Here is a 20339-nt window from a genome sequence, read left to right on the forward strand (position 1 = left end):
CACCTTCAACCCTCTCGGGCTTCTCTGTGAGGCAACTTCTCTACCTTACCACTCTCAGTCAGTTTGTCAAGTTGGCCGTTTCGCGCTCTTTCGTTCATCCATCGTGGGATACATCCGATTTGCACGACCCGAACCGGTTAGACCTGCTCAGTGAGTGGGGTGTTAATCCTAAGCGCAGCAAAGCAACTCTTTCAAGTTGAGATTTGCCGCTAGGCTAAGGATTTGGTCCCGCTTGAGGCCGGGGAGCTCTTCCGCTCTCCCGCACCTTTGGGGTGACAAGTAAGTACTTTACGCAGGCCTCCGGAACGTCGCAAATCCCGCCGACATCCCGGGCGTGTCGCAGGGCAGCTTCCGCGTGATTCCGCGGAACTCGCCCCTTCAAACGCGAAAACGCGGCCGCCCCGAGGGGCGACCGCGTCTGAGATCAGGTGCCGATCGATCAGGATCCGAGACCCGAATAGGCGTGCAGTCCGTGGAAGAACACGTTGACGATGCCGAAGTTGAAGAGCACCGCCGCGAAACCGATGATCGCGAGCCACGCGGAACGCGATCCGCGCCAGCCGCGCGTCGCTCGCGCGTGGATGTAGCCGGCGTAGATCACCCAGATGATGAAGGTCCAGACTTCCTTCGTGTCCCAACCCCAGTAACGCCCCCACGCCTTCTCAGCCCAGATGGCTCCGGCGATGAGCGTGAACGTCCAGGCGATGAAGCCCACGATGTTGATCCGGTACGCGAGGTTCTCGAGGGCGACCGCGCTCGGGAGGGTGGCGAGGAACTTGAACTGCTGCGGCCGCGACTCCGCCTCCTGACGCTCACGCCGGTACTGCAGCAGCTGCAGTCCCGACAACGCGAACCCGAGTGCGAAGAACGCCGTGCCCAGCACGGCCACGATGATGTGGATCACCAGCCAGTACGACTGGAGCGCCGGCTGCAGCGGGACCACCGGGACGTAGTACCGCAGCAACGCGATCCCCTGGAGCACGAGCACCAGACCGACGATGAACGTGCCGAGGTACTTGATGTCCCACTTGAGGTTGGCGACGAGGAAGACGCCGATGATGACCAGCGTGCCGGTCATCGAGAACTCCCACATGTTCGCCCACGGGACCCGGTCGGCGGCGATGCCGCGGAGCAGTGTGGCGATGACGTGCGACGCGAACCCGGCGATAGTGAGGCCGAAGGCCCAGCGGATGGACGTCGACGACGCGGCGCCGTTCATCACGTCGTCCTCGACCCGGGCGCTGATCCGTGACGACAGCCTCCCCAGTGCCGACGACGACGGCGGCGATGCGGGTGCCGGAGGCGGCGCCTGGCCTGTGGAGGCGGAGGGCGTCGTCGTCGAGGCGCCCACGGGCGCGGCGACTTCGGCTCTGCGCGCGACGGCGCTCGGGACCACGGCGACCTCGTCGGCGGTCACCCTCGCCCCGCGCCGGGCGAGATCGAGTGCGAACGCGATGAAGGCTGCGGCGTAGAACCCCATCGCCACGTAGATGAAGACCGTGGACAGCTGGGACAGGGTATCGGTCACGATGAAACTCTAATTCGTCGGTTGTCGGGTGAGGAGGGCGGTGTGCTCGTCCGCGACGGCGGAGACGGCAGCAAGCAGATTGGGGTCCTCGCCTCGTGCGAGGCCAGCGTACTCCAGCGTCAGGGATCCGTCCGGGTTCTCGACGGCCTTCACCCAGATGCGCCTGCGCGGCACGAACAGCGACGTCAGCAGGCCGCCGAGGATGAGCACGGCGAACAGCAGCACCCAGACCTGGGCGGGATCGTGGTGCACGTCGAGCGACGCATAGCGCTTGACGTCGCCCAGCGAGATGGTCCCGAGCCCGTTCGGCAGTTCGACCGTCTGGCCCGGCTTGAGCTGGAGCGCCTTGGTCTTGGTGCCGGGCCCGGCGAGCTGGGTCATCTTGTCGGTGTTCAGGCTGTAGACCGATTGCGGGACGCCGTTGTCGACGCCGAGATCTCCGGCGTAGACGTTGAGACTCAGGACGGGGTCGTCCAGGCCGGGGAACGTCGAGGTGAGTGCCCCCGCCGCGGTGTCGCTCTTGCCGACGGTCGGATAGAAGAAGCCGATCATCCCGACCTGCTCGCGCAGCCCGTCGGGGACCTTCACCCAGCCGAGCGACGTGAGCCGCGCATCCTGGGCGATGAACGGGACCGAGTCGCTGAAGACGATCTTGCCCTGCGGATCCTTGACCGTGATCGTCGGCGCGTAGCCGTTGCCGAGGAGGTAGACGTTCGTGCCGCCGATGGCGAGGGGGTCGTTGACTTTGATGGTCGCCGGACCGGAGGAGTCGCCCGGCCCCGTGGTCGTCACCTTCGCGGTGTAGTCGAGCGGCGTGCCGACGGCGTTCGGATTCTTCGTCTCGTATGCCACGTCGAGGCTGTCGACCCGAATCGAGAACGGCTCGAGCGAGCCGTCGGAGAAGAACCGGCCCGGGTTGAACGAGTTGTACGACGGGAGGCTGTTCACGAAGCTCTGCCCGACGACCACCACCTTCTGGCCGGTGTAGCCGAAGCCTCCGCCGATGCCGACGGCGACCAGCACGCCGAGGAGCGCGATGTGGAACACGAGGTTTCCGGTCTCGCGCAGGTAGCCGCGCTCCGCGGACACCGAGGTCGACCGGGCGTCCTGGTAGAGCGAGACCCGGTAGCGGGAGCGGCGGAGGATCTGCCGCGCCGACTCGATCGGGTTCGGTGCGTCGTCGCGGAGCTCTGCCGGCAGGATTCGCGACTGGAAGCCGGACATCCGCGTCAGCCGCACCGGCGTCTTGGGCGGTCGCGCCCGCAGCGCTCTCGCGTGGTGGGCGGTGCGCGGGATGATGCAGCCGATCAAGGAAGCGAACAGCAGCAGGTAGATGGCCGAGAACCAGAACGACGTGTAGACGTCGAACAGCTGGAACTTGTCGAGCACGGGGGCCAGCTGCGGGTTGTCGCTGAAGTACTTCGTGACACCGCTGGGGTCGGCTCCGCGCTGCGGGAACAGCGAGCCCGGCACGGCAGCGATAGCCAGCAGGAGCAACAGGAACAGGGCCGTGCGCATGCTCGTGAGCTGGCGCCACGCCCAGCGGACCCAGCCGAGCGGCCCGAGCTTGGGCTGGACGACGTTGGGATCTTCGTCGCGTGGCGGCGCGGAGTCGATGTGATCAGATGGCCGGGACAAAGCCGGAGATCACCCCCAGGAACTGGGACATCATGGCAGTCCAGAGACCGGTCGCCATCAGGATGCCGATGACCACGAGCAGTGCGCCTCCGATGATGTTGATGACACGGATGTGCCGCTTGAGGAAGGCTACGGAGCCGGCCACCCAGTCGAAACCGAGTGCGACGAGCAGGAACGGGATGCCGAGACCGATGCAGTAGAAGAGTCCCAACAGGGCTCCACGCCATGGCGATCCGCTGCCGACGCTCAACGCGCTGATCGCCGCGAGGGTCGGGCCGATGCAGGGCGTCCAACCGAGGCCGAAGACGATACCGAGCAGCGGGGCGCCGATCAGTCCTGTAGCGGGCCTCCACGTCGGCTTGATCGTGCGCTGGAGGAAGGAGAACTGGCCGATGAACACGAGCCCCATGAGGATGACGAGCACCCCGAGCACGCGGATGACGACCTCCTGCCACCGCACCAGCCACAGGCCGAGGGCGCCGAAGGCGGCACCGTAGGCCACGAAGACGACGGCGAACCCGAGGACGAACAGGGCGACGCCGAGAAGCACCCGGCTGCGGTCGCGCTTGGCGCCCGGGTCGCTCATCCCGCCGACGTAGGCGAGATAGCCGGGCACGAGGGGCAGCACGCAGGGAGACGCGAACGACACCAGCCCCGCAAGGACGGCGATGGGCAGCGCGAGCAGGAGCTGTCCGCTGAAGACGATCTGACCGACGTCCACGGCTACTTCCCGGCCACGGCGTCGGAGATGAGCGAGTCGAGGATGCTCTTGTCCGGGATCGCGCCGAGGATGCGGGCGGCCACGCGGCCTTGCTTGTCGATCACGAGGGTGGTCGGCGTCGCCTTGGGCGGGACGGTCTTGCTGAACGCGAGAAGCACCGAGCCGGTGTCGCGGTCGAGGACGGACGGGTAGGTGACGCCCTTGTCCTTCTCGAAGCTGGCGGCGGTGCTCGCGGAGTCATAGAGGTTGACACCGAGGAAGTTGACGCCTTGCGACGCGTACTTCTCGGACAGCGACTGGAGGTCGGGAGCCTCGACCCGGCACGGCGGGCAGCCCGCGTACCAGAAGTTGACCACGAGGACCTTGCCCGCGTAGTCCTTGGACGACACCGCGGTTCCGTCGGCCAGCGTGCCGGAGAACGCGACGGGCGCCCCGCGGTTGGCGGCGGCGAACTCGCTCACGCTGCCGTCGCCCGCGATGTAGTTCTGACCGGAGCCGGAGCGGTACTGATTGGCCAGCGCGTCATTGGAGGTGCAGCCGGAGAGGAACAGGGCGGTCGCCACGGCGATCGCCGGGCCGATCAGCGCGAGCCGCGCGCGTTTGGAGAGCGGGGAACGGGAGGTCACACGGCCCCCACATCGGTCGCGGTGGCGATCAGGCTGCCCGCTGGCTCGGCGTACCCGACCTCGACGAGTCGGAGCACGGGTGGAGCCGACGGGTCGGCCGGCACCGGCTCCTCGCCCGGACGGGGCTGTGGAGCGGGAGCGGGCTCGCTGGTGCGCTCGAAGGTCGTGATGCTCGAGAGGGCGCAGCGGCGCTTGCGCGGATCGTGCGGGAAGCTCTCGCCTGCGACGGAGAGGTGCGTCACCCAGATCGGGAGCTGATGGCTCACCAAGACGACGTCGCCGGACTCCACGGAGTCGAACGCGTCGTCGATCGCGGCCAGCATGCGCTTCTCGATGCTCGTGTACGCCTCGCCCCAGCTGGGCCGGGGCGGGTACACGAGGAACGGCCAGTTGACCGGGTTCTTGAGGGCGCGACGCATGTTGGTGCCCTCGAAGTGGTTGGTGGGCTCGATGATCCGCTCGTCCACGACCGGCTCGAGACCGAACGCCGCGGCGATCGGAGCGGCGGATTCGCGCGTGCGCTGCAACGGCGAGACGCGCAGTGACGACATCGGGCGGCCCCGCGCGGCCAGGTCGTCGGCCGCTGCCTGGGCCATGCGGTGGCCGAGCTTGGAGAGGCCGAAGCCCGGCAGCCTGCCATACAGGATGCCGTCGGGATTGAACACCTCTCCGTGACGGACGAGATGAACTTGGCTTGCTACCACTGGTCCAGTCTACGGAGCGCTTTGCCTTGAATTCACTGAGCGCCGGAGCGCGACGGCTGCTCTCGGCCCTCATCGGCGGTAGGAGCGGGCGGTAGGCTTGTCGATCGTGACCGCACGCGTTTTGATCAAGGACCTCGCCGCTCTTCCCGACGGCCCCGTCAGCGTCGCCGGATGGGTCGAGACCGTCCGCGACCAGAAGAAGGTGCAGTTCGTCGTGCTGCGCGACGAGTCGGGCGCTGTGCAGCTGGTGAATCCGCGCACGGTCGCCGAAGACGGCACCGTCGTCGTCGACGAGCCCGCCACGACGATCTCCGCCCTGTCGCAGGGGTCGTTCGTGCGCGCCACCGGCGAGCTCAAGCACGACGAGCGCGTCAAGCTCGGTGGCATCGAGATCAAGCTGAGCACCCTCGAAGTCGAGACGGCTGCGATCCCGGAGACCCCGATCGCGGCGGACAGCGGCATCGACAAGCGCATGGACTGGCGCTTCCTCGACCTCCGCGAGCCGAAGCACAACCTCATCTTCCGCGTGCAGACCACGCTCGAGCACGCGATGCGGCAGTACTGGGTCGACAACGGCTTCATCGAGATCCACACCCCGAAGCTGATGGCGTCGGCCTCCGAGTCGCGCGCCGAGCTCTTCGAGCTGCCGTACTTCGAGACGACCGCGTACCTCGCCCAGAGCCCGCAGATCTTCAAGCAGATGGCTCAGGCCGCGGGCTTCGGCCGGGTGTTCGAGATCGGGCCGGCGTTCCGCGCCGACCCCAGCTTCACCAGCCGCCACGCGACGGAGTTCACGAGCGTCGACACCGAGCTGAGCTGGATCGACAGCCACGAGGACGTCATGAAGGTGCACGAGGACCTCCTCGTCGCCGGTTTCACCGCGGTGAAGGAGAAGCACGGGGCCGAGATCGAGGCGCTCTTCGGCGTCGAGGTCACCGTTCCGACCACGCCGTTCCCGCGCATCCCGCTCGCCGAGGCGAAGCGCATCGTGGCCGAGCAGGGCTACGAGGTGCCGCGCGCCGATGACGACATGGACCCGGAGGGCGAGCGCCGGATCTCCCAGTACGTGAAGGAGACCTACGGTCACGAGTTCGTCTTCTTGACGGACTACGCGTCGAGCATCCGCCCGTACTACCACATGCGTCACGCCGACGACCCGTCGATCACCAAGAGCTACGACCTCATCTTCAACGGTGTCGAGATCTCTACGGGCGCTCAGCGCGAGCACCGCGTGGAGATCCTCGAGAAGCAGGCGGCGGAGAAGGGCCTCTCGGTGGAGGAGCTGGAGGACGTGCTCGCCACGTTCCGGTACGGCATCCCCCCGCACGGCGGTTTCGGGATGGGACTCGCGCGCGTGCTCATGCTGATGCTGCACCTGTCGAACCTGCGCGAGACGACCTATCTCTTCCGCGGCCCGACGCGACTGACCCCGTAGCCGACAGAGCGGTCCAGCGCTCGCCCGCGACCAGGATGTGACCCAGGAACCGCAGCCCGATGGTCGCCGCCGCCTGGTCGAGCCGGCGCGTGAGCACCGTGTCGGCCACCGAGGGGTCGAGCGATCCCGACGGATGGTTGTGCGCGACCGCGAACGACCGGCCGCCACGGGTGAGGACGGCCTGCAGGACGTCGGCCGGCTGGATGGAGCGCTCGTCGACGCCACCGTCGCGCAGCATCACGATCTCGAGCGGTCGAGCGGCGCGGTCGGCGACCACGACGACGAAGCGTTCGCTGTCGCGGTGCAGCAGTTCTGGCCGCACCACGTCGGCGACCGCCGTGGGATCGACCAGGCGCGTCCACGCGGACGACCGGCCGGCGCGCCTCCAGATCTCGATGATGGCGACGAGCCGGCCGGCGGTGGCCGGACCGACGCCCGGGAGGTTCTCGAGCCGCGCGAAATCCATGGTCGCGAGGCCCGGAAAGCCTCCGCAGCGCCCCAGGATGGACCGGGCGAGTGACAGGACGCTGCGGCCGGTCTGGCCCGAGCCGAGGATGAGGGCGAGCACCTCGTCGTCGGTGAGCGAGCCGATGCCGAGGCGTCGCATGCGCTCCCGTGGCCGGTCATGGCTGGGGACGTCGGCGAGGGACGGCGCGGCTTCTTCCGTGATCGACATGAGTCCACGCTATGGACGCCCCGAGGACCCGACGGCCGGAGCCCACCAATCTGTGGACAACTGCCGCTGAGGGCCGTCCTGTGGATGACAATGGACGGAGAGTATCCCGGCAACGAAGGAGTCGCCCCGCAATGACCAGTCCCCTCCCCGAACCCCGACCGAACGACGTCGTCATCCTGTCGGCTGCGCGCACCCCGCAGGGCAAGATCCTGGGCGCGCTCGCCAGCCAGAGCGCCGTCCAGCTCGGGGCCGTCGCTCTCCGGCGCGCGCTGGAGCAGTCCGGCGTCGACGCTGAGGACGTCGACGCGGTGATCTTCGGCCAGGTGCTGCAAGCGGGAGCCGGCCAGAATCCCGCCAGGCAGACCGCCATCGGCGCAGGAATCGGCTGGAACGTGCCGGCCACCACGATCAACAAGGTGTGCCTCTCCGGCCTCGCGGCCGTGATCGACGCGGCCCGCCTCATCCGCGCGGGCGAGGCGACGATCGTCGCGGCCGGCGGTCAGGAGTCCATGACCAACGCCCCGCACGTGCTGCCGGGCTCGCGGAAGGGCTGGACGTACGGCTCGATCGAGGCCGTCGACTCCGCTGCGCACGACGGCCTGACCGACGCCTTCGACAAGATCTCGATGGGCGCCTCCACCGAGCAGTACACCCAGAAGCTCGGGCTCACGCGTGAGGCCCAGGACGCGTTCGCCGCCGCTTCGCACCAGCGGGCCGGCGCCGCGGCGGCCTCCGGAGTCTTCGAGGACGAGATCGCGCCGGTCAGCATCGCTCAGCGCAAGGGCGACCCGGTGGTCGTCACGGCCGACGAGGGCGTGCGACCGGACTCCACGGCGGAAGTGCTGGCCAAGCTGCGGCCCAGCTTCGCCGCCGAGGGCACACTCACGGCGGGCAACTCCTCACCGCTCAGCGACGGCGCCGCCGCGCTCATCCTCACGTCGCGCGAGAACGCCGAACGTCTGGGACTGGACTGGCTGGCGGTCGTCGGGAGCAGCGGGCAGGTCGCCGGCCCGGACAACTCGCTGCACTCGCAGCCGTCGAACGCGATCCAGGCGGCGCTCACGCGCGCGGGCTGGGCGGTCGACGACCTCGACCTGATCGAGATCAACGAGGCCTTCGCGGCCGTCGCTCTGCAGTCGACCGCGGACCTGGACCTCGACCCGGAGAAGGTCAACATCCACGGCGGCGCGATCGCGCTCGGTCACCCGATCGGGGCCTCCGGAGCGCGACTCGCCGGTCATGCGGCCCACGAGCTCGCTCGACGCGGTTCCGGCCGTGCGGCCGTCGCGCTCTGCGGCGGCGGCGGGCAGGGAGACGCGCTGCTGCTCTGGCGCTGACGGAGGAGATCCTGCGCCAGGAGGTGCCGGGAAGCAGTGAACGGAGGAGATCCGGCCCGGGATGGGACGGATCTCCTCCGTTGCGTGGGGCGCCGGGCGCCGGGTGTTCGGCGCCGGGCGTCAGCGGGTCAGGTGACGCTCGGCGGGGCCGGTGTACTGCGAGAGCGGTCGGATCAGGGAGTTCGCCGCGTACTGCTCGAAGACGTGGGCGGTCCAGCCCGTGACGCGCGCGGCAGCGAAGAGCGGGGTGAAGGTCTCGGTGTCGAAGCCCATCAGGTTGTAGGCCGGACCGGAGGGATAGTCGAGGTTCGGCTTGATGTTCTTGCGCTCGCCCATCGCGTTCTCGAGGGCGTCGTAGAGGTCGAGCATGTCCTGGCGGTCGTAGTGCTCGACCAGGGTCTCGAGCGACGCGCGCATGGTCGGTACGCGGGAGTCGCCGTTCTTGTAGACGCGGTGGCCGAATCCCATGATCTTGCGCTTCTGCGCCAGGGCGTCGTCGAGCCAGGCCTCCGCCCGGTCGGCGCTGCCGATCTCGTCGAAGGCGTGCATCACGGCCTCGTTGGCGCCGCCGTGCAGCGGTCCCTTGAGCGCGCCGATCGCGCCGGTCACCGCCGAGTACACGTCGGAGAGAGTGGAGGCGATCACGCGCGCGGTGAAGGTCGAGGCGTTGAACGAGTGCTCCGCGTAGAGAACGAGCGAGACCCGGAACGCGTCCACCACCACGTCGTCCGGGACCTCCCCGAACGTCAGCCAGAGGAAGTTTCGCGCGTAGTCGAGGTCGTCCCGCGGCTCCACGAGGTCGAGCCCGCGGCGACGGCGCTGGATGTACGCGACGATCGTCGGCAGCTGCGCGAAGAGGTACACGGCCCGCCCGAGGTTGAGCTCGGGATCGAGGATGCCGTCCTCCTGCTCCAGCGTCGGATCGAGGCCGCCGAGCTGGCTGACCGCCGTGCGCAGCGCGTCCATCGGGTGCGCGGAGGCCGGGATGTCGTCGAGCGCCCGGCGCGTGCGATCGTCGAGCCCGCGCAGGCCGCGCTCCAGCTTCTCGAAGCCCTCGAGCTCCTCCGCCGTGGGCAGCTCGCCGTGCCACAGCAGCCAGGCGACCTCCTCGAACGAGCACTGGGCGGCGAGCTCTTGCACGGGGTAACCGCGGTACAGCAACGAGTTGGTCTGCGGGTTGACGGACGAGATGGTCGTGGTGTCTACCACGACGCCGGCGAGGCCCTTGTGGATCTCGGGGTCGGTCATGTCTGCTGCTCCTTCGCTGCTGTGGCAGTTGTCGGCGGCGCCCTCGAGTCGTGCACCGAGGTGTCGTTCGCGTCGTCTCCCCGTAGTCAATCAGGTCGCGGAGGTCGACGCGATGTCTCGGCCCCAGGTCGTCGGCCTTCCCACGACGAGCTCCCCTCGCCTACGCTCCTTGTCCATGGTGCCCCCTCCGTCACTGCTCGCGTTCGCTCTGGCGGCGGTCGCGCTCATCGTCATCCCGGGGCCGAGCGTGCTTTTCGTGATCGGGAGGTCGCTGGCCCTCGGAAGGCTGGGCGGCCTGCTGAGCGTGCTCGGCAACGCCCTCGGGATGCTGCCGCTCGTGATCGCCGTGGCGCTCGGGATCGGCGCCATCGTCGCCCAGTCGCTGGTGGCGTTCACGATCATCAAGTTCGCCGGCGCGGCGTACCTGATGTACCTCGGGGTCCAGGCGATCCGCCACCGCCGGCACACCGCGGTGACCCACGAGGCGACGCCGCCGCGGCGTTCCCGGCTGCGGATTCTCGGAGAGGGTTTCCTCGTCGGGCTGACCAACCCGAAGTCGCTGGTGTTCTTCGTAGCGGTGCTGCCCCAGTTCGTCGACTATCACGCAGGTGCCATCCCGGTGCAGATGTTCGAGCTCGGCGTCGTCTTCCTGCTGCTCGCGCTGACGTTCGACAGCATCTGGGCGCTGGTGGCCGGCACCGCCCGCACGTGGTTCGGGCGGTCGCCGAAGCGCGTCGAGCGCCTCGGCGCCACCGGCGGCGTGCTGATGATCGGCCTCGGTGGCGTGCTCGCCCTGACGGGGAACAAGCACTAGACACCCGTCCGGCGCTGCGCGCTAGATGTCCCCGGCTGTCGCCACGGGCACCAGAACGGCGCGGCCCAGCGAGTGGAAGTGCGCGTTGAAGCCGAGGACGGCCGGTGTCGACTCGGGGTCGAGATCGAGGTGGTCGACATCCAGGGCGTGGACCACGATGTAGTAGTGGTGCGTCCCCGTTCCCGGAGGCGGACCCGCGCCAGTGAAGCTCTTGGACCGCAGTTCGTTGGAGAGCATCGCCGCGCCCTGCGGCAGGGAGGCCCCACCCTCCGCGCCCGCACCCGCGGCCAGCGAGGTCACCGAGGCCGGGAGGTTGTAGACCGCCCAGTGCCAGAAGCCGGAGCCGGTCGGCGCGTCGGGATCGTGGATCGTGACGGCGAAGCTCTTGGTCTCGGCGGGGAATCCGCTCCACGACAGCTGCGGCGAGATGTCACCGCCGCCACCTCCCGCACCCCACTGCGCTCGCGCCAGCGGACGGTCGTCGGCGACGTCGTCGCTCGTGAGGGTGAACTGGGGAACGGCGCCGAAGCGCTCCAGGGGATCTCTCGACATAGACGTAACGCTACGCCCGCCAGCCGGGCTGGGTCAGCGGGAGGCCGTGAGCCTGTCCTCGGGGGGTGAAGTTCCAGGTTCCGCATGCGTATCCAACATTTCCGAGCGTTACCCTTTTCCTATGCGTGTGCTGATCGTTGAGGACGAGGACTATCTCGCGGAGGCGATCCGCGACGGGCTGCGGCTGGAGGCCATCTCTGCCGATATCGCCGGCGACGGCGACCGCGCTCTCGAGTTGCTCTCCATCAACCGCTACGACGTGGCGGTCCTCGACCGCGACATCCCCGGGCCGTCCGGGGACGACGTCTGCCGCTACCTCGTCCACAACCAGCCCGCGACCCGCATCATCATGCTCACAGCGGCCGACCGGATCGACGATAAGGAGACCGGATTCGAGGTCGGCGCCGATGACTACCTGACCAAGCCGTTCGTGTTGCGCGAGCTCGTGCTCCGGCTTCGCGCTATCGCCCGCCGGCCCGTCGAGGCGGCCCCACCGGTGCGGCGTGTCGGTGATCTCACGATCGACCCGTTCCGTCGGGAGGTGTTCCGCGGCGGCCGCTACGTCGCGCTCACGCGCAAGCAGTTCGCGGTGCTCGAAGTGCTGGTCGATGCCGACGGAGGCGTGATCAGTGCGGAGGAGCTTCTCGAGCGCGCCTGGGACGAGAACGCGGACCCCTTCACCAACGCGGTCAGGATCACGATCTCGTCCCTCCGCAAGAGGCTCGGCGAGCCGTCGATCATCGAGACAGTTGCGGGGGTGGGCTATCGGCTCGCCGATTCCGCGCCACGGCCCGAGCATCATGGCTGAACCGGCTGCGCGCCGCCTGCCCGGACTCTCCGTCCGGATCAAGCTGACGCTCTCGTATGCCGGCTTTCTCGTGCTCGCGGCGATCGCCCTCCTCGCGGTCACGTGGTATGTGCTCCGATTCGTCCCGCAGGGGAATCTGCAGATCATCGGCGCGGACGTCGACCAGGGCTGGGCACCCAATCGCGCCGATTTGATCGAGGCGTTCGTCCCCGTGGCGATTCGGGTGCTAGTGCTCGTCGCGGTGGTGGGCTTCGTCGGCGGGTGGTTCCTGGCGGGCCGGATGCTCAAGCCACTGTCCGCCATCGATCGCGCCGCGCGGCGGATCGCCGACGGCGACCTCGGGCACCGCGTACAGCTGCCAGGACGCGCGGACGAGTTCCGCACCCTCTCCGATGCCTTCGATCTGATGCTCGACCGCGTGGAGCAGCAAGTCGGGGAGCAGCAGCGGTTCGCCGCGAACGCATCGCACGAGCTCCGCACCCCCCTGGCGATGACGCGCACGATCCTGGACGTCGCCAGCGCGGATCCTGACACCGACGTCGAGATGGTGTTCGGAAGGCTCGCTGAGATCAACGAGCGGGCGATCGCCTCCACGGAATCCCTCCTCCTTCTCGCGCGTCTCGGGCGCTCCTCCGTCGAGGTGCCGGCAGTGGAGATCGATCTCGAATCACTGACTGCGCGCGTAGTCGATACCCTGGCGGCGTCAGCGACGAGAAGCCGCGTGACGATCAGCACGACGATCGAGGCACCCACCGCGTGTGGAAATGAGTCGCTGATCGAACGGCTGCTCTCCAACCTCGTCCACAATGCGATCGTCCACAATGTCGGGACTGACCGGCGCGTGTGGATCACTGTCGCTGCCGACGCGTCGAGCGCCACGACGCTGACCGTCGAGAACACCGGGCGGCCGGTCGAACCATCCGTCGTCGCCTCCCTCGTCGAGCCGTTCGAGAGAGGTCGTTCTCGTACGCGCGCGACCGACGGAAGCCACGTCGGCGCCGGACTGGGTCTCGCGATCTGCGCGAGCATCGCCCGTGTTCACGGCGGCGACCTTCGCCTTATCCCTCGGGACGGAGGAGGTCTGCGGGTCGTGGCGACCTGGCCCGGTCCTTCGAGTTAGCCACGACAACTAGCGCGACGCCAACGATCACCCTCGCCCGTCGGCGGCCATCGGCGGACACGTCCCGCCCGGACTCGTCAGGAGTTCGAAGTGCCATATCTCGTTCGCGTAAACCTGACAGACCCCCCAACGGTTACCGAATCGGTTGAGGAAGTCCATCGCGTCCGCCGTCGCGATGTCCACGGCGTGGCCGGAGACGTGGGCGGAGTCGGTGCCCCTCTTCGCCCACTTCGACGCCTCCTCTTCGCTTCCGTAGTTTTGGACGGCGCGCTCGAACAGGACGTTCTGATAGCGCTCCGACCGCCAGCCGTCGGTGATCGTGATCGGAATGCCGCGTTCGTCTTCAGCTGCCCGGTCAGCCGCTCTCAGGGCCGCCAGCAACTCCGGATCCAGCTTGGTGACAGCGGGCTTGTCGCTGGTCAACGTCAGAGAATCACCATTCGGAATGTAACCGTCCGCATCGGTGAGGCCCGCTGTGCTCGTCGCGGTCGTGAGCTTCTCGACCACGGTGGGGACAGCGGCGCAGGCCGCCAACGAGACGGAGAGGGCGAGCGCCCCCAGCACTGCGACCATGCGAGCGCCGCGCCTCATTTCGTCACCGCCCAGAAGTGGCCGATGGCGCCGGGATGGTCGACCGTGATCGTCGTATCCAGATCGCGGTAGTCGGTGTCGATGTTGTGGCCGACCATCTTGATAGAGATCGTTCCTTCGACCTCCTGCACCGCGGAGACGATCTGCACGTGGTCGAGCGAGTCGTTGTCGTTCCAATCGAACATGACGATGTCGCCGATTCTGATCTTCTCGCGCTGGCCGAACGAATATTCGGTGAGACCGAGCTTGGCGGCGTTCGCGCGGAAGTAGTTGTCCATGGCGGGCACGTAACCCCACGCGGGGCTCCAGTCGGCGGCGGCGTCGTGGTTGTACCAGTCGGAGTTCATCTGCCAGCCGCGGGCGATCAGAGTCTGGCTGACGAAGTTCGCGCAGTCCCCGCCGACCGGGTTGAGGTCGCCGTACTGGGCGGTGTTGTAGTCGTTCCAGTGCGCGAGGGCGTAGGTGAGTTGCCTATCGGCGTTGGCAGCGGCCTCCCGGCTGCTGACGGTCGCCGCGGGGCTATCGGTTGACGACGTCGCGGGTGAGCAGCCGGACATGACGAGCATGAGACCAAGACCGGCGATGCTCACCGCGCATCGTGAAACAAGTGAGTTCATCTGAATCCCCCGGATTCATTCGAAGTGGAGTGCGCGCGAACTGCGCGTCGTACTTCAATTTCACCAAGGACTCAGTTGCGGTAGCGTCTCCGCTTCTGCATATGTTTTCAACAGGCGCGGGCTACGCGCGCTGCGTCGACTCCGTCACTGTCGAGCGCTCCGATTGCCGGCGGAACCGCTTGGGCAGACCCGCGATGCCCCACCCGGTCACCCGCAGCATCGCCTCCGCGACGATTCCGCCGGTCATCTTGGAGGCGCCGTGCTCACGCTCGACGAACGTGATCGGCACCTCGACCACCGCGAGGCCTGCGTCGTATGCGCGACGCAGCATGTCGATCTGGAAGCAGTAGCCCTGGCTCTCGACGTCGCCGAAGTGGATGCGTCGCAGCGCGTCAGCCGTGAAGGCCCGGTAGCCTCCAGTGACGTCGCGCGCCCGGACACCGAGGCAGAACCGCGAGTACGCGCTGCCGCCGCGGGAGAGCAGACGGCGATGGGCCGGCCAGTTGACCACGCCGCCACCCGCGACCCAGCGGGAGCCGAGCACCAGGTCGGCTCCGTCGGCTCCGTCGCCCGACGGCACGGCGCGAAGCGCGGCCAGCAGCGCTGGGAGCTCCTCCGGGCGGTGCGAGCCGTCGGCATCCATCTCGACGACCGCCTCGTAACCCGCGTCGAGCGCCCAGGACATCCCCGCGCGGTAGGCGGCGCCCAGGCCCTCCTTGCCCGCCCGGTGCAGGACGTGCACGCTGGCGTCGGTCGCTGCGAGGGCGTCTGCGATCTCGCCCGTGCCGTCGGGCGACCCGTCGTCGACGACGAGCACATCGACCTCCGGCGTGGAGGCGCGGACCCGCCCGACGACGGAGCCGATGTTCTCGCGCTCGTTGTACGTCGGAAGGATCACGATCGTTCGCATAGTCATACCATCGTCCATTCTGCTGAACGGGAGGCGAACGAATCTGTCGGTATTCGCAGTCGGCGCTGCTAGCATCCCTCGGTGCCCGTCGCCAAAGTCCTGCTGTTCTACGTCTTCGCGCCGCTCCCCGATCCGGACGCGGTGCGGCTGTGGCAGCGGGATCTCTGCGAGTCCCTCGGGCTGCGCGGACGGATCCTGCTGTCGAAGGACGGCATCAACGGCACGCTCGGCGGTGAGCTCGGCGCGCTCAAGCGCTACGTGCGCAAGACGAAGGACTACGCCGCCTTCCACGGGCTCGACGTCAAGTGGAGCGAGGGTTCCGGCCTCGACGAGGAGGGTGCGAGCCTCGACTTCCCGCGGCTCTCGGTGCGCGTACGCGACGAGATCGTCTCGTTCGGCGCTCCCGAGGAACTGCACGTGGACGGCGGCGGCGTGATCGGTGGCGGCGAGCGACTCGACCCCGACAGCCTCCACGCCCTGCTCGACCAGCGCGACGATGTCGTCTTCTTCGACGGGCGCAACCGTTTCGAGGCGGGGATCGGGCGCTTCCGCGGCGCGATCGTGCCCGATGTCGCGACGACGCGGGAGTTCGTCGCCGAGCTCGACAGCGGCCGCTACGACCACCTGAAGGACAAAGCCGTCGTCACCTACTGCACGGGAGGGATCCGGTGCGAGGTGCTCTCGGGCCTGATGCGCTCGCGCGGGTTCGGCGAGGTCTACCAGCTCGACGGCGGCGTGGTCCGCTACGGCGAGCGCTTCGGCGACGACGGGCTCTGGGAGGGCTCGCTGTACGTCTTCGACGGCCGCGGCTCGGTGCGGTTCTCGGACCACGCGGCGGTCGTCGGCCGCTGCGCCGGGTGCGGAGCCGCCTCCGACCGCATGCGGAACTGCGCCGACGTCTCGTGCCGGGAGCAGCTCGTGGTCTGCGAGGAGTGCTCGGGGCTCGCCTGCGCCGTGCACGCGTGACCCGACGCGGCTGAGCCGACGCGCGTGGGCCGAGGCATCCCGATCCGGACGGGATCGCCGGGAACCATTGCTGGCGCTTTCGCGTTGCGGCCATCATGAACACCATGGATCCGGTCTCCACCATCGTCTGGATCGTGTCGTTCGTCGTCGTGACGGTCACGGTCACGGGGCTCTCACGCCGTGTGGGCTGGTCGGCGCCTGTCGTCCTGGTGGTCGTCGGCGCGATCGCGTCGTTCATCCCCGGTGTTCCGCAGGTGGCGCTCGAGCCGGAGGTCGTGCTCTACGGTCTGCTGCCTCCGCTGCTGTTCGCGGCGGCCATCCAGACCTCCATCGTCGACGTGCGCGCGAGGCGCGACGGCATCCTGCTGCTCTCCGTCGGCCTGGTGGTGTTCACCGTCGTGGTGGTCGGGTTCACGACGTGGCTGGTCGTCCCGGCGATCACGGTCGCGGCGGCCTTCGCCTTCGGCGCGGTCGTCGCCCCGACCGACACCGTGGCCGTGACGGCGATAGCCGGCCGCGGGCACCTCCCCCGGCGACTCGTGACCGTGCTGGAGGGCGAGAGCCTGCTCAACGACGCGACCGCGCTGGTGGCGCTGAACGCGACCATCGCCGCGATCGTCAGCGTCGTCAACCCGTGGGCGATCGCCGGAGACTTCGTGATCGCGGTCGTGGTCGGCGTAGGGATGGGCCTCCTTGTCGGCTGGGTCCTGTCGCTGATCCGCAAGCAGCTGCGCTCGCCCGTGCTCGACACCTCCCTCGGCCTGATCACCCCGTACCTGGCGTTCATCCCCTCGCAGTTCCTGCACGGCTCGGGCATCCTGTCGGTCGTGGTCGCCGGCCTCTACCTCGGGTACCGCTCCCCCACGATCCAGACGGCGGAGGCCCGGATCGCGGAGACGATCAACTGGCGTACGGTCGAGTTCCTGCTCGAGAACGCGGTGTTCCTGTTCATCGGGCTGGAACTCTCCAGCATCCTGAACTCGGCCTTCCGGTCGGGTATCACGGTGGCCGAGACGGTGTGGATCAGCATCGCGGTGCTTCTGGCCCTCTTTCTCGCGCGGTTCCTCTGGATGGTCGGGACGACCACGCTCTACCGGTACGGGCCCCAACGGCTCCGAGAACGCGGCTGGACGTGGCCGACCGGCATCGCGGTGTCGTTCGCAGGCATCCGCGGGGTGGTGACGCTCGCTGCCGTGTTCCTTCTTCCCGAGCAGACGCCCCACCGCGAGTTCCTGCAGTTCCTCGCGTTCGTGGTCGTGGTCGCGACTCTGCTCGAGGGGCTCGCGCTGCCGTGGGTCATCCGGCGGCTGAAGCTGCCGCCTCCCGATTTCGCGCAGGAGGCCGGCGAGATGCAGCGACTGCTGGCCGAGGCGCAGTCGGCGGGGCTCGAGCACCTGGAGTCGCAGGTGACCGGCGAGGAGGACGACCGGGTGATCGAGCGGCTGCGCATCAACGCGGTGTTCCTCTCGGACGCGCTGGAGAACCCGACCCCGGAGGACACCGAGGATGCTCCGCTCGAGTACCGGCGGCTCCGCAGGTCGATGATCGTGGCCGAGCGGCAAGCGGTGCTCGAGGCGCGGGCGGAGGGCCGCTACCAGGAGCTGGCGGTGCGTTCGGTGCTGGCTTTCCTGGATGCCGAGGAGTCCGCGCTCAAGGCCGGAGGGACGGACGGCAAGAAGCTGATGTGAGCCGGGCGGCCGGCGTCAGCGCAGGCTCTGGCGTCAGCGCAGACTCGTGTCGTCGGCTGGCGCGTCGGCTGCGGCGAGCGCCTCGGTGCGCGCGGCCGCGGCTCCGATACTCGCGGCGGCACCTGGGCGCGAGCCCACCCGGCGTCGCCGCGCCCACACGCGCGACCGCTGCGAGGACAGCGCGAGCACGACCAGGATGTCCAACGGCAGGCCCAGGATGTTCGTGTGCAGTGTGACCTGGTCGCCGCCGTTGAAGAAGTCGATCGCCGCGAGGACCACCAGCAGCGCGCTGTACGACATGGAGGCGATGCGCGCCCAGTTGCTCCCGGTGAACACCAAGAGGGCGAGGAGGAAGTAGAACACCAGCCCCGCTGCGAACAACCCCATCGCGATGCCGAACACGAGGTCGGCTCCCTGCTGCTCCTCCGCGGTGAGCGCCTGCCCGGTCTGCGACACCAGCTCCGAGCGAATGAACGCCGGCCAGGCGAGCACGGTCAGGACGACGGTGAGCATTCCGGCGACCACCCGCAGCAGCATGAGGAGGAAGCCCAGCGTCGTGGGCACCGGCCGGCGCTCGGCGCGGGCCACTCGCCGCTCGTCCGCCCCGGCCGCGCGCGCGACCGCCCACGGCTCGACGGTCACCGCCGACAGGTCGGTCACCGGAAGGTCGCCGTCGGTCTCGATGCTGTCGCCTCCGCCGTTGCGCGAGTGGTACCCGGTCGAGAAGTCGCGGATGACGGACACGTCGACGCCGATCCCCGCATCGTTCAGCGTCGAGACGATGTGGTCGCGCTCGATGTCGGTGTTCGCGTCGATCTTGTGCGTGATCTGCAGCGTGAACAGCGAGAAGCCCACGGAACGGTCGAACGTCCCCGCCGCCAGCCAGTCGACCCGGTGGCCTCCGGGCAGCATCCAGCCCTCCGGGCATCGCCAGAACCGCACGTGGTGGCGCTTCGCGGGGTTGCCGCGCACCTCCTGCTGGTAGGCGAGATCCTGCTGGTGGCCGAACAGGAACAGCGGGCTCACCGGAGCCTCGTCGTAGCTGCGGCGCAGCAGGGTCGACGTGATGATGCGGCGGCTGGAGGCGGCGGTGACGTCGTCGGCCCTGGTCCAGCCCGCCGCGGTCATGGCCTCGTCGAGCTGCGCCTCCGACCCCAGCAGCGCCAGGTTGATCGGATCGCCGAGGAGGCCGTCGCTCGTCCTGGCCCTCCCGATGAAGTAGTCGGGCACGTAGATCTGGGTGAGGATGCGATGCAGCCTCGGCAGCACCAGATAGGCGAGGACGATCCAGAACAGCAGGAAGAACAGGACGAGGAACCAGCCCCACGCGAAGCTCTCGGTGAAGACGAGCCACGCCAGCCAGATCGCCGCGACGCCGCCGAAGACGAAGAACACGTTGTCGACGACCGCGTTGACCGAGACCCGGCGGCCGGTGGCCGAGAGCGTCTTGGACGGCTGAGGATCCCCGCCGGCGGACGTGGTCCGCGGCGGTCCTCCCGGCTCCCCGGCGCCCACCATGGGCCCATCCTAGAGGCGCTGCGGCGCGGGTCGTAGGGTGGGCGTCATGACCTCGATCACCGAACGCGGCGCCGAGCTGCGCCGACTGCACGACGCCACCGAGCTGCTCCAGGTCGTCAACGTGTGGGATGCGATCAGCGCCAAGGCCGTCGCAGCCCTCCCGGAGACGCGGGCACTGGCAACGGCCAGCCACTCCATCGCCGCAACGCTGGGCTATGAGGACGGCGAACGCATCCCGCGCGAGCTCATGCTCGACATGGTCGGCCGGATCGTCGCGACGACCGACCTCCCCGTCAGCGCCGATCTCGAGGCCGGCTACGGCAACGCGGGCGAGACGATCCGGCGGGCGATCGGCGTCGGCGTGGTCGGTGCGAACCTCGAAGACCAGGTGCGCCCCTTCGACGAGGCCGTCGCCGCCGTGCGCGCTGCCGTCGCCGCGGCGGAGGCGGAGGGCGTGCCGTTCGCGCTCAACGCCCGCACCGACGTCTGGATCCGGGACGCGTTCCCGACGGCCGACGAAAAGACCGAGGAGGCCATCCGGCGCGGCCGGGCCTTCCTCGACGAAGGCGCGACCTGCGTATTCGTGCCGGGACGGCTCGACGAGGAGACGGTGTCTCGGCTGGTCGGCGGCCTGGGCGATCGCAAGCTCAGCGTCATCGCCGTGCCCGGCTCCCTCTCCCCCGCCCGGCTGCACGAGCTCGGCGTGGCCCGTGTCTCGTACGGCCCGTGGACGCAGCGTGTCGCGCTCGCCGCGTTGCAGCGCACGGCGGCGGAGCTCTACGCGGGCGGGGAACTGCCCGACGCCATTCCCGTCCTGAACTGACGCGTCCGCACTGACACCC

The 20339-nt window shown here is 68.7% G+C and carries 20 protein-coding genes; 8 read left to right on the plus strand and 12 right to left on the minus strand.

Annotation, left to right across the window (positions count from 1 at the left end; genetic code table 11):
• Positions 1 to 439: 439 nt before the first annotated feature.
• The 5 genes from ccsB to ASF88_RS17305 are packed head-to-tail and all read right to left on the minus strand — an operon-like array spanning position 440 to position 5217.
• Positions 440 to 1528, minus strand: a complete 1089-nt coding sequence (gene ccsB, locus ASF88_RS17285) for a c-type cytochrome biogenesis protein CcsB (protein WP_200935318.1) — start codon at positions 1526 to 1528, stop codon at positions 440 to 442.
• 9 nt (positions 1529 to 1537) lie between these two features.
• A complete protein-coding gene (gene resB / locus ASF88_RS17290) occupies positions 1538 to 3166 on the minus strand; it encodes a cytochrome c biogenesis protein ResB (protein ID WP_055921655.1) in 1629 nt (542 codons plus the stop codon).
• A complete protein-coding gene (locus ASF88_RS17295; protein WP_055921658.1) occupies positions 3150 to 3887 on the minus strand; it encodes a cytochrome c biogenesis CcdA family protein in 738 nt (245 codons plus the stop codon). Before ASF88_RS17295 ends, resB begins: the two co-directional genes overlap by 17 nt.
• A 2-nt stretch (positions 3888 to 3889) precedes the next feature.
• The gene (locus ASF88_RS17300) at positions 3890 to 4513 is read right to left on the minus strand and encodes a TlpA family protein disulfide reductase (RefSeq protein WP_055921660.1); all 624 of its coding nucleotides are present in this window, start codon (positions 4511 to 4513) and stop codon (positions 3890 to 3892) included.
• Positions 4510 to 5217, minus strand: a complete 708-nt coding sequence (locus tag ASF88_RS17305; RefSeq protein ID WP_055921663.1) for a histidine phosphatase family protein — start codon at positions 5215 to 5217, stop codon at positions 4510 to 4512. Before ASF88_RS17305 ends, ASF88_RS17300 begins: the two co-directional genes overlap by 4 nt.
• Before the next feature lie 106 nt (positions 5218 to 5323).
• Between ASF88_RS17305 and aspS the strand changes: the two genes are divergently transcribed.
• Positions 5324 to 6652 (plus strand): aspartate--tRNA(Asn) ligase, encoded by a 1329-nt coding sequence (gene aspS, locus ASF88_RS17310; RefSeq protein WP_200935319.1) that lies wholly within the window; start codon positions 5324 to 5326, stop codon positions 6650 to 6652.
• Here aspS and ASF88_RS17315 read toward each other — a convergent pair.
• On the minus strand, positions 6576 to 7328 hold the full coding sequence (locus ASF88_RS17315) for a JAB domain-containing protein (RefSeq protein WP_055921666.1): 753 nt from the start codon (positions 7326 to 7328) through the stop codon (positions 6576 to 6578). The genes aspS and ASF88_RS17315 overlap by 77 nt on opposite strands.
• A 131-nt stretch (positions 7329 to 7459) precedes the next feature.
• On the opposite strand from ASF88_RS17315, the gene ASF88_RS17320 reads away from it, so the two are divergent.
• A complete protein-coding gene (locus ASF88_RS17320; protein ID WP_055921668.1) occupies positions 7460 to 8665 on the plus strand; it encodes an acetyl-CoA C-acetyltransferase in 1206 nt (401 codons plus the stop codon).
• Between the two features lie 120 nt (positions 8666 to 8785).
• Here ASF88_RS17320 and ASF88_RS17325 read toward each other — a convergent pair whose 3' ends face one another.
• Positions 8786 to 9913: a bifunctional 2-methylcitrate synthase/citrate synthase gene (locus ASF88_RS17325; protein ID WP_055921671.1), complete on the minus strand. Its 1128-nt coding sequence runs from the start codon at positions 9911 to 9913 to the stop codon at positions 8786 to 8788.
• Positions 9914 to 10088: 175 nt separating this feature from the next.
• Here ASF88_RS17325 and ASF88_RS17330 point away from each other — a divergent pair, with 175 nt between their 5' ends.
• Positions 10089 to 10727 carry a LysE family translocator gene (locus tag ASF88_RS17330; RefSeq protein ID WP_055921674.1) on the plus strand — a complete coding sequence of 213 codons (639 nt, stop codon included), beginning with the start codon at positions 10089 to 10091 and terminating at the stop codon, positions 10725 to 10727.
• Between the two features lie 21 nt (positions 10728 to 10748).
• On the opposite strand, the gene ASF88_RS17335 is transcribed toward ASF88_RS17330, so the two are convergent.
• A complete protein-coding gene (locus ASF88_RS17335) occupies positions 10749 to 11279 on the minus strand; it encodes a YbhB/YbcL family Raf kinase inhibitor-like protein (protein WP_055921676.1) in 531 nt (176 codons plus the stop codon).
• 121 nt (positions 11280 to 11400) lie between these two features.
• On the opposite strand from ASF88_RS17335, the gene ASF88_RS17340 reads away from it, so the two are divergent.
• Together ASF88_RS17340 and ASF88_RS17345 are read left to right on the plus strand one after the other, a co-directional pair.
• Positions 11401 to 12087, plus strand: a complete 687-nt coding sequence (locus tag ASF88_RS17340; RefSeq protein ID WP_055921679.1) for a response regulator transcription factor — start codon at positions 11401 to 11403, stop codon at positions 12085 to 12087.
• A gap of 70 nt (positions 12088 to 12157) precedes the next feature.
• Positions 12158 to 13207 (plus strand): sensor histidine kinase, encoded by a 1050-nt coding sequence (locus ASF88_RS17345; RefSeq protein WP_327063247.1) that lies wholly within the window; start codon positions 12158 to 12160, stop codon positions 13205 to 13207.
• A gap of 27 nt (positions 13208 to 13234) precedes the next feature.
• On the opposite strand, the gene ASF88_RS17350 is transcribed toward ASF88_RS17345, so the two are convergent.
• The 3 genes from ASF88_RS17350 to ASF88_RS17360 form a co-directional block, all read right to left on the minus strand.
• Complete coding sequence (locus tag ASF88_RS17350) at positions 13235 to 13780, minus strand: D-alanyl-D-alanine carboxypeptidase family protein (protein ID WP_235493539.1); 546 nt, start codon at positions 13778 to 13780, stop codon at positions 13235 to 13237.
• Between the two features lie 14 nt (positions 13781 to 13794).
• Positions 13795 to 14388, minus strand: coding sequence for an amidase domain-containing protein (locus ASF88_RS17355; RefSeq protein WP_235493540.1), 594 nt, complete (start codon positions 14386 to 14388; stop codon positions 13795 to 13797).
• Between the two features lie 148 nt (positions 14389 to 14536).
• Positions 14537 to 15325 carry a polyprenol monophosphomannose synthase gene (locus ASF88_RS17360; protein WP_055921688.1) on the minus strand — a complete coding sequence of 263 codons (789 nt, stop codon included), beginning with the start codon at positions 15323 to 15325 and terminating at the stop codon, positions 14537 to 14539.
• Positions 15326 to 15406: 81 nt separating this feature from the next.
• On the opposite strand from ASF88_RS17360, the gene trhO reads away from it, so the two are divergent.
• Together trhO and ASF88_RS17370 are read left to right on the plus strand one after the other, a co-directional pair.
• A complete protein-coding gene (gene trhO / locus ASF88_RS17365) occupies positions 15407 to 16291 on the plus strand; it encodes an oxygen-dependent tRNA uridine(34) hydroxylase TrhO (protein ID WP_055921690.1) in 885 nt (294 codons plus the stop codon).
• Positions 16292 to 16386: 95 nt separating this feature from the next.
• Positions 16387 to 17979: a Na+/H+ antiporter gene (locus ASF88_RS17370; RefSeq protein ID WP_055921693.1), complete on the plus strand. Its 1593-nt coding sequence runs from the start codon at positions 16387 to 16389 to the stop codon at positions 17977 to 17979.
• Between the two features lie 33 nt (positions 17980 to 18012).
• On the opposite strand, the gene ASF88_RS17375 is transcribed toward ASF88_RS17370, so the two are convergent.
• Positions 18013 to 19497: an LssY C-terminal domain-containing protein gene (locus ASF88_RS17375; RefSeq protein WP_055921698.1), complete on the minus strand. Its 1485-nt coding sequence runs from the start codon at positions 19495 to 19497 to the stop codon at positions 18013 to 18015.
• Between the two features lie 46 nt (positions 19498 to 19543).
• On the opposite strand from ASF88_RS17375, the gene ASF88_RS17380 reads away from it, so the two are divergent.
• Positions 19544 to 20320, plus strand: coding sequence for an isocitrate lyase/PEP mutase family protein (locus tag ASF88_RS17380; protein WP_055921701.1), 777 nt, complete (start codon positions 19544 to 19546; stop codon positions 20318 to 20320).
• Positions 20321 to 20339 lie beyond the last annotated feature (19 nt).

The organism is Leifsonia sp. Leaf336, from assembly GCF_001423695.1.
In the GTDB taxonomy this organism is placed as follows: Bacteria; Actinomycetota; Actinomycetes; order Actinomycetales; family Microbacteriaceae; genus Leifsonia.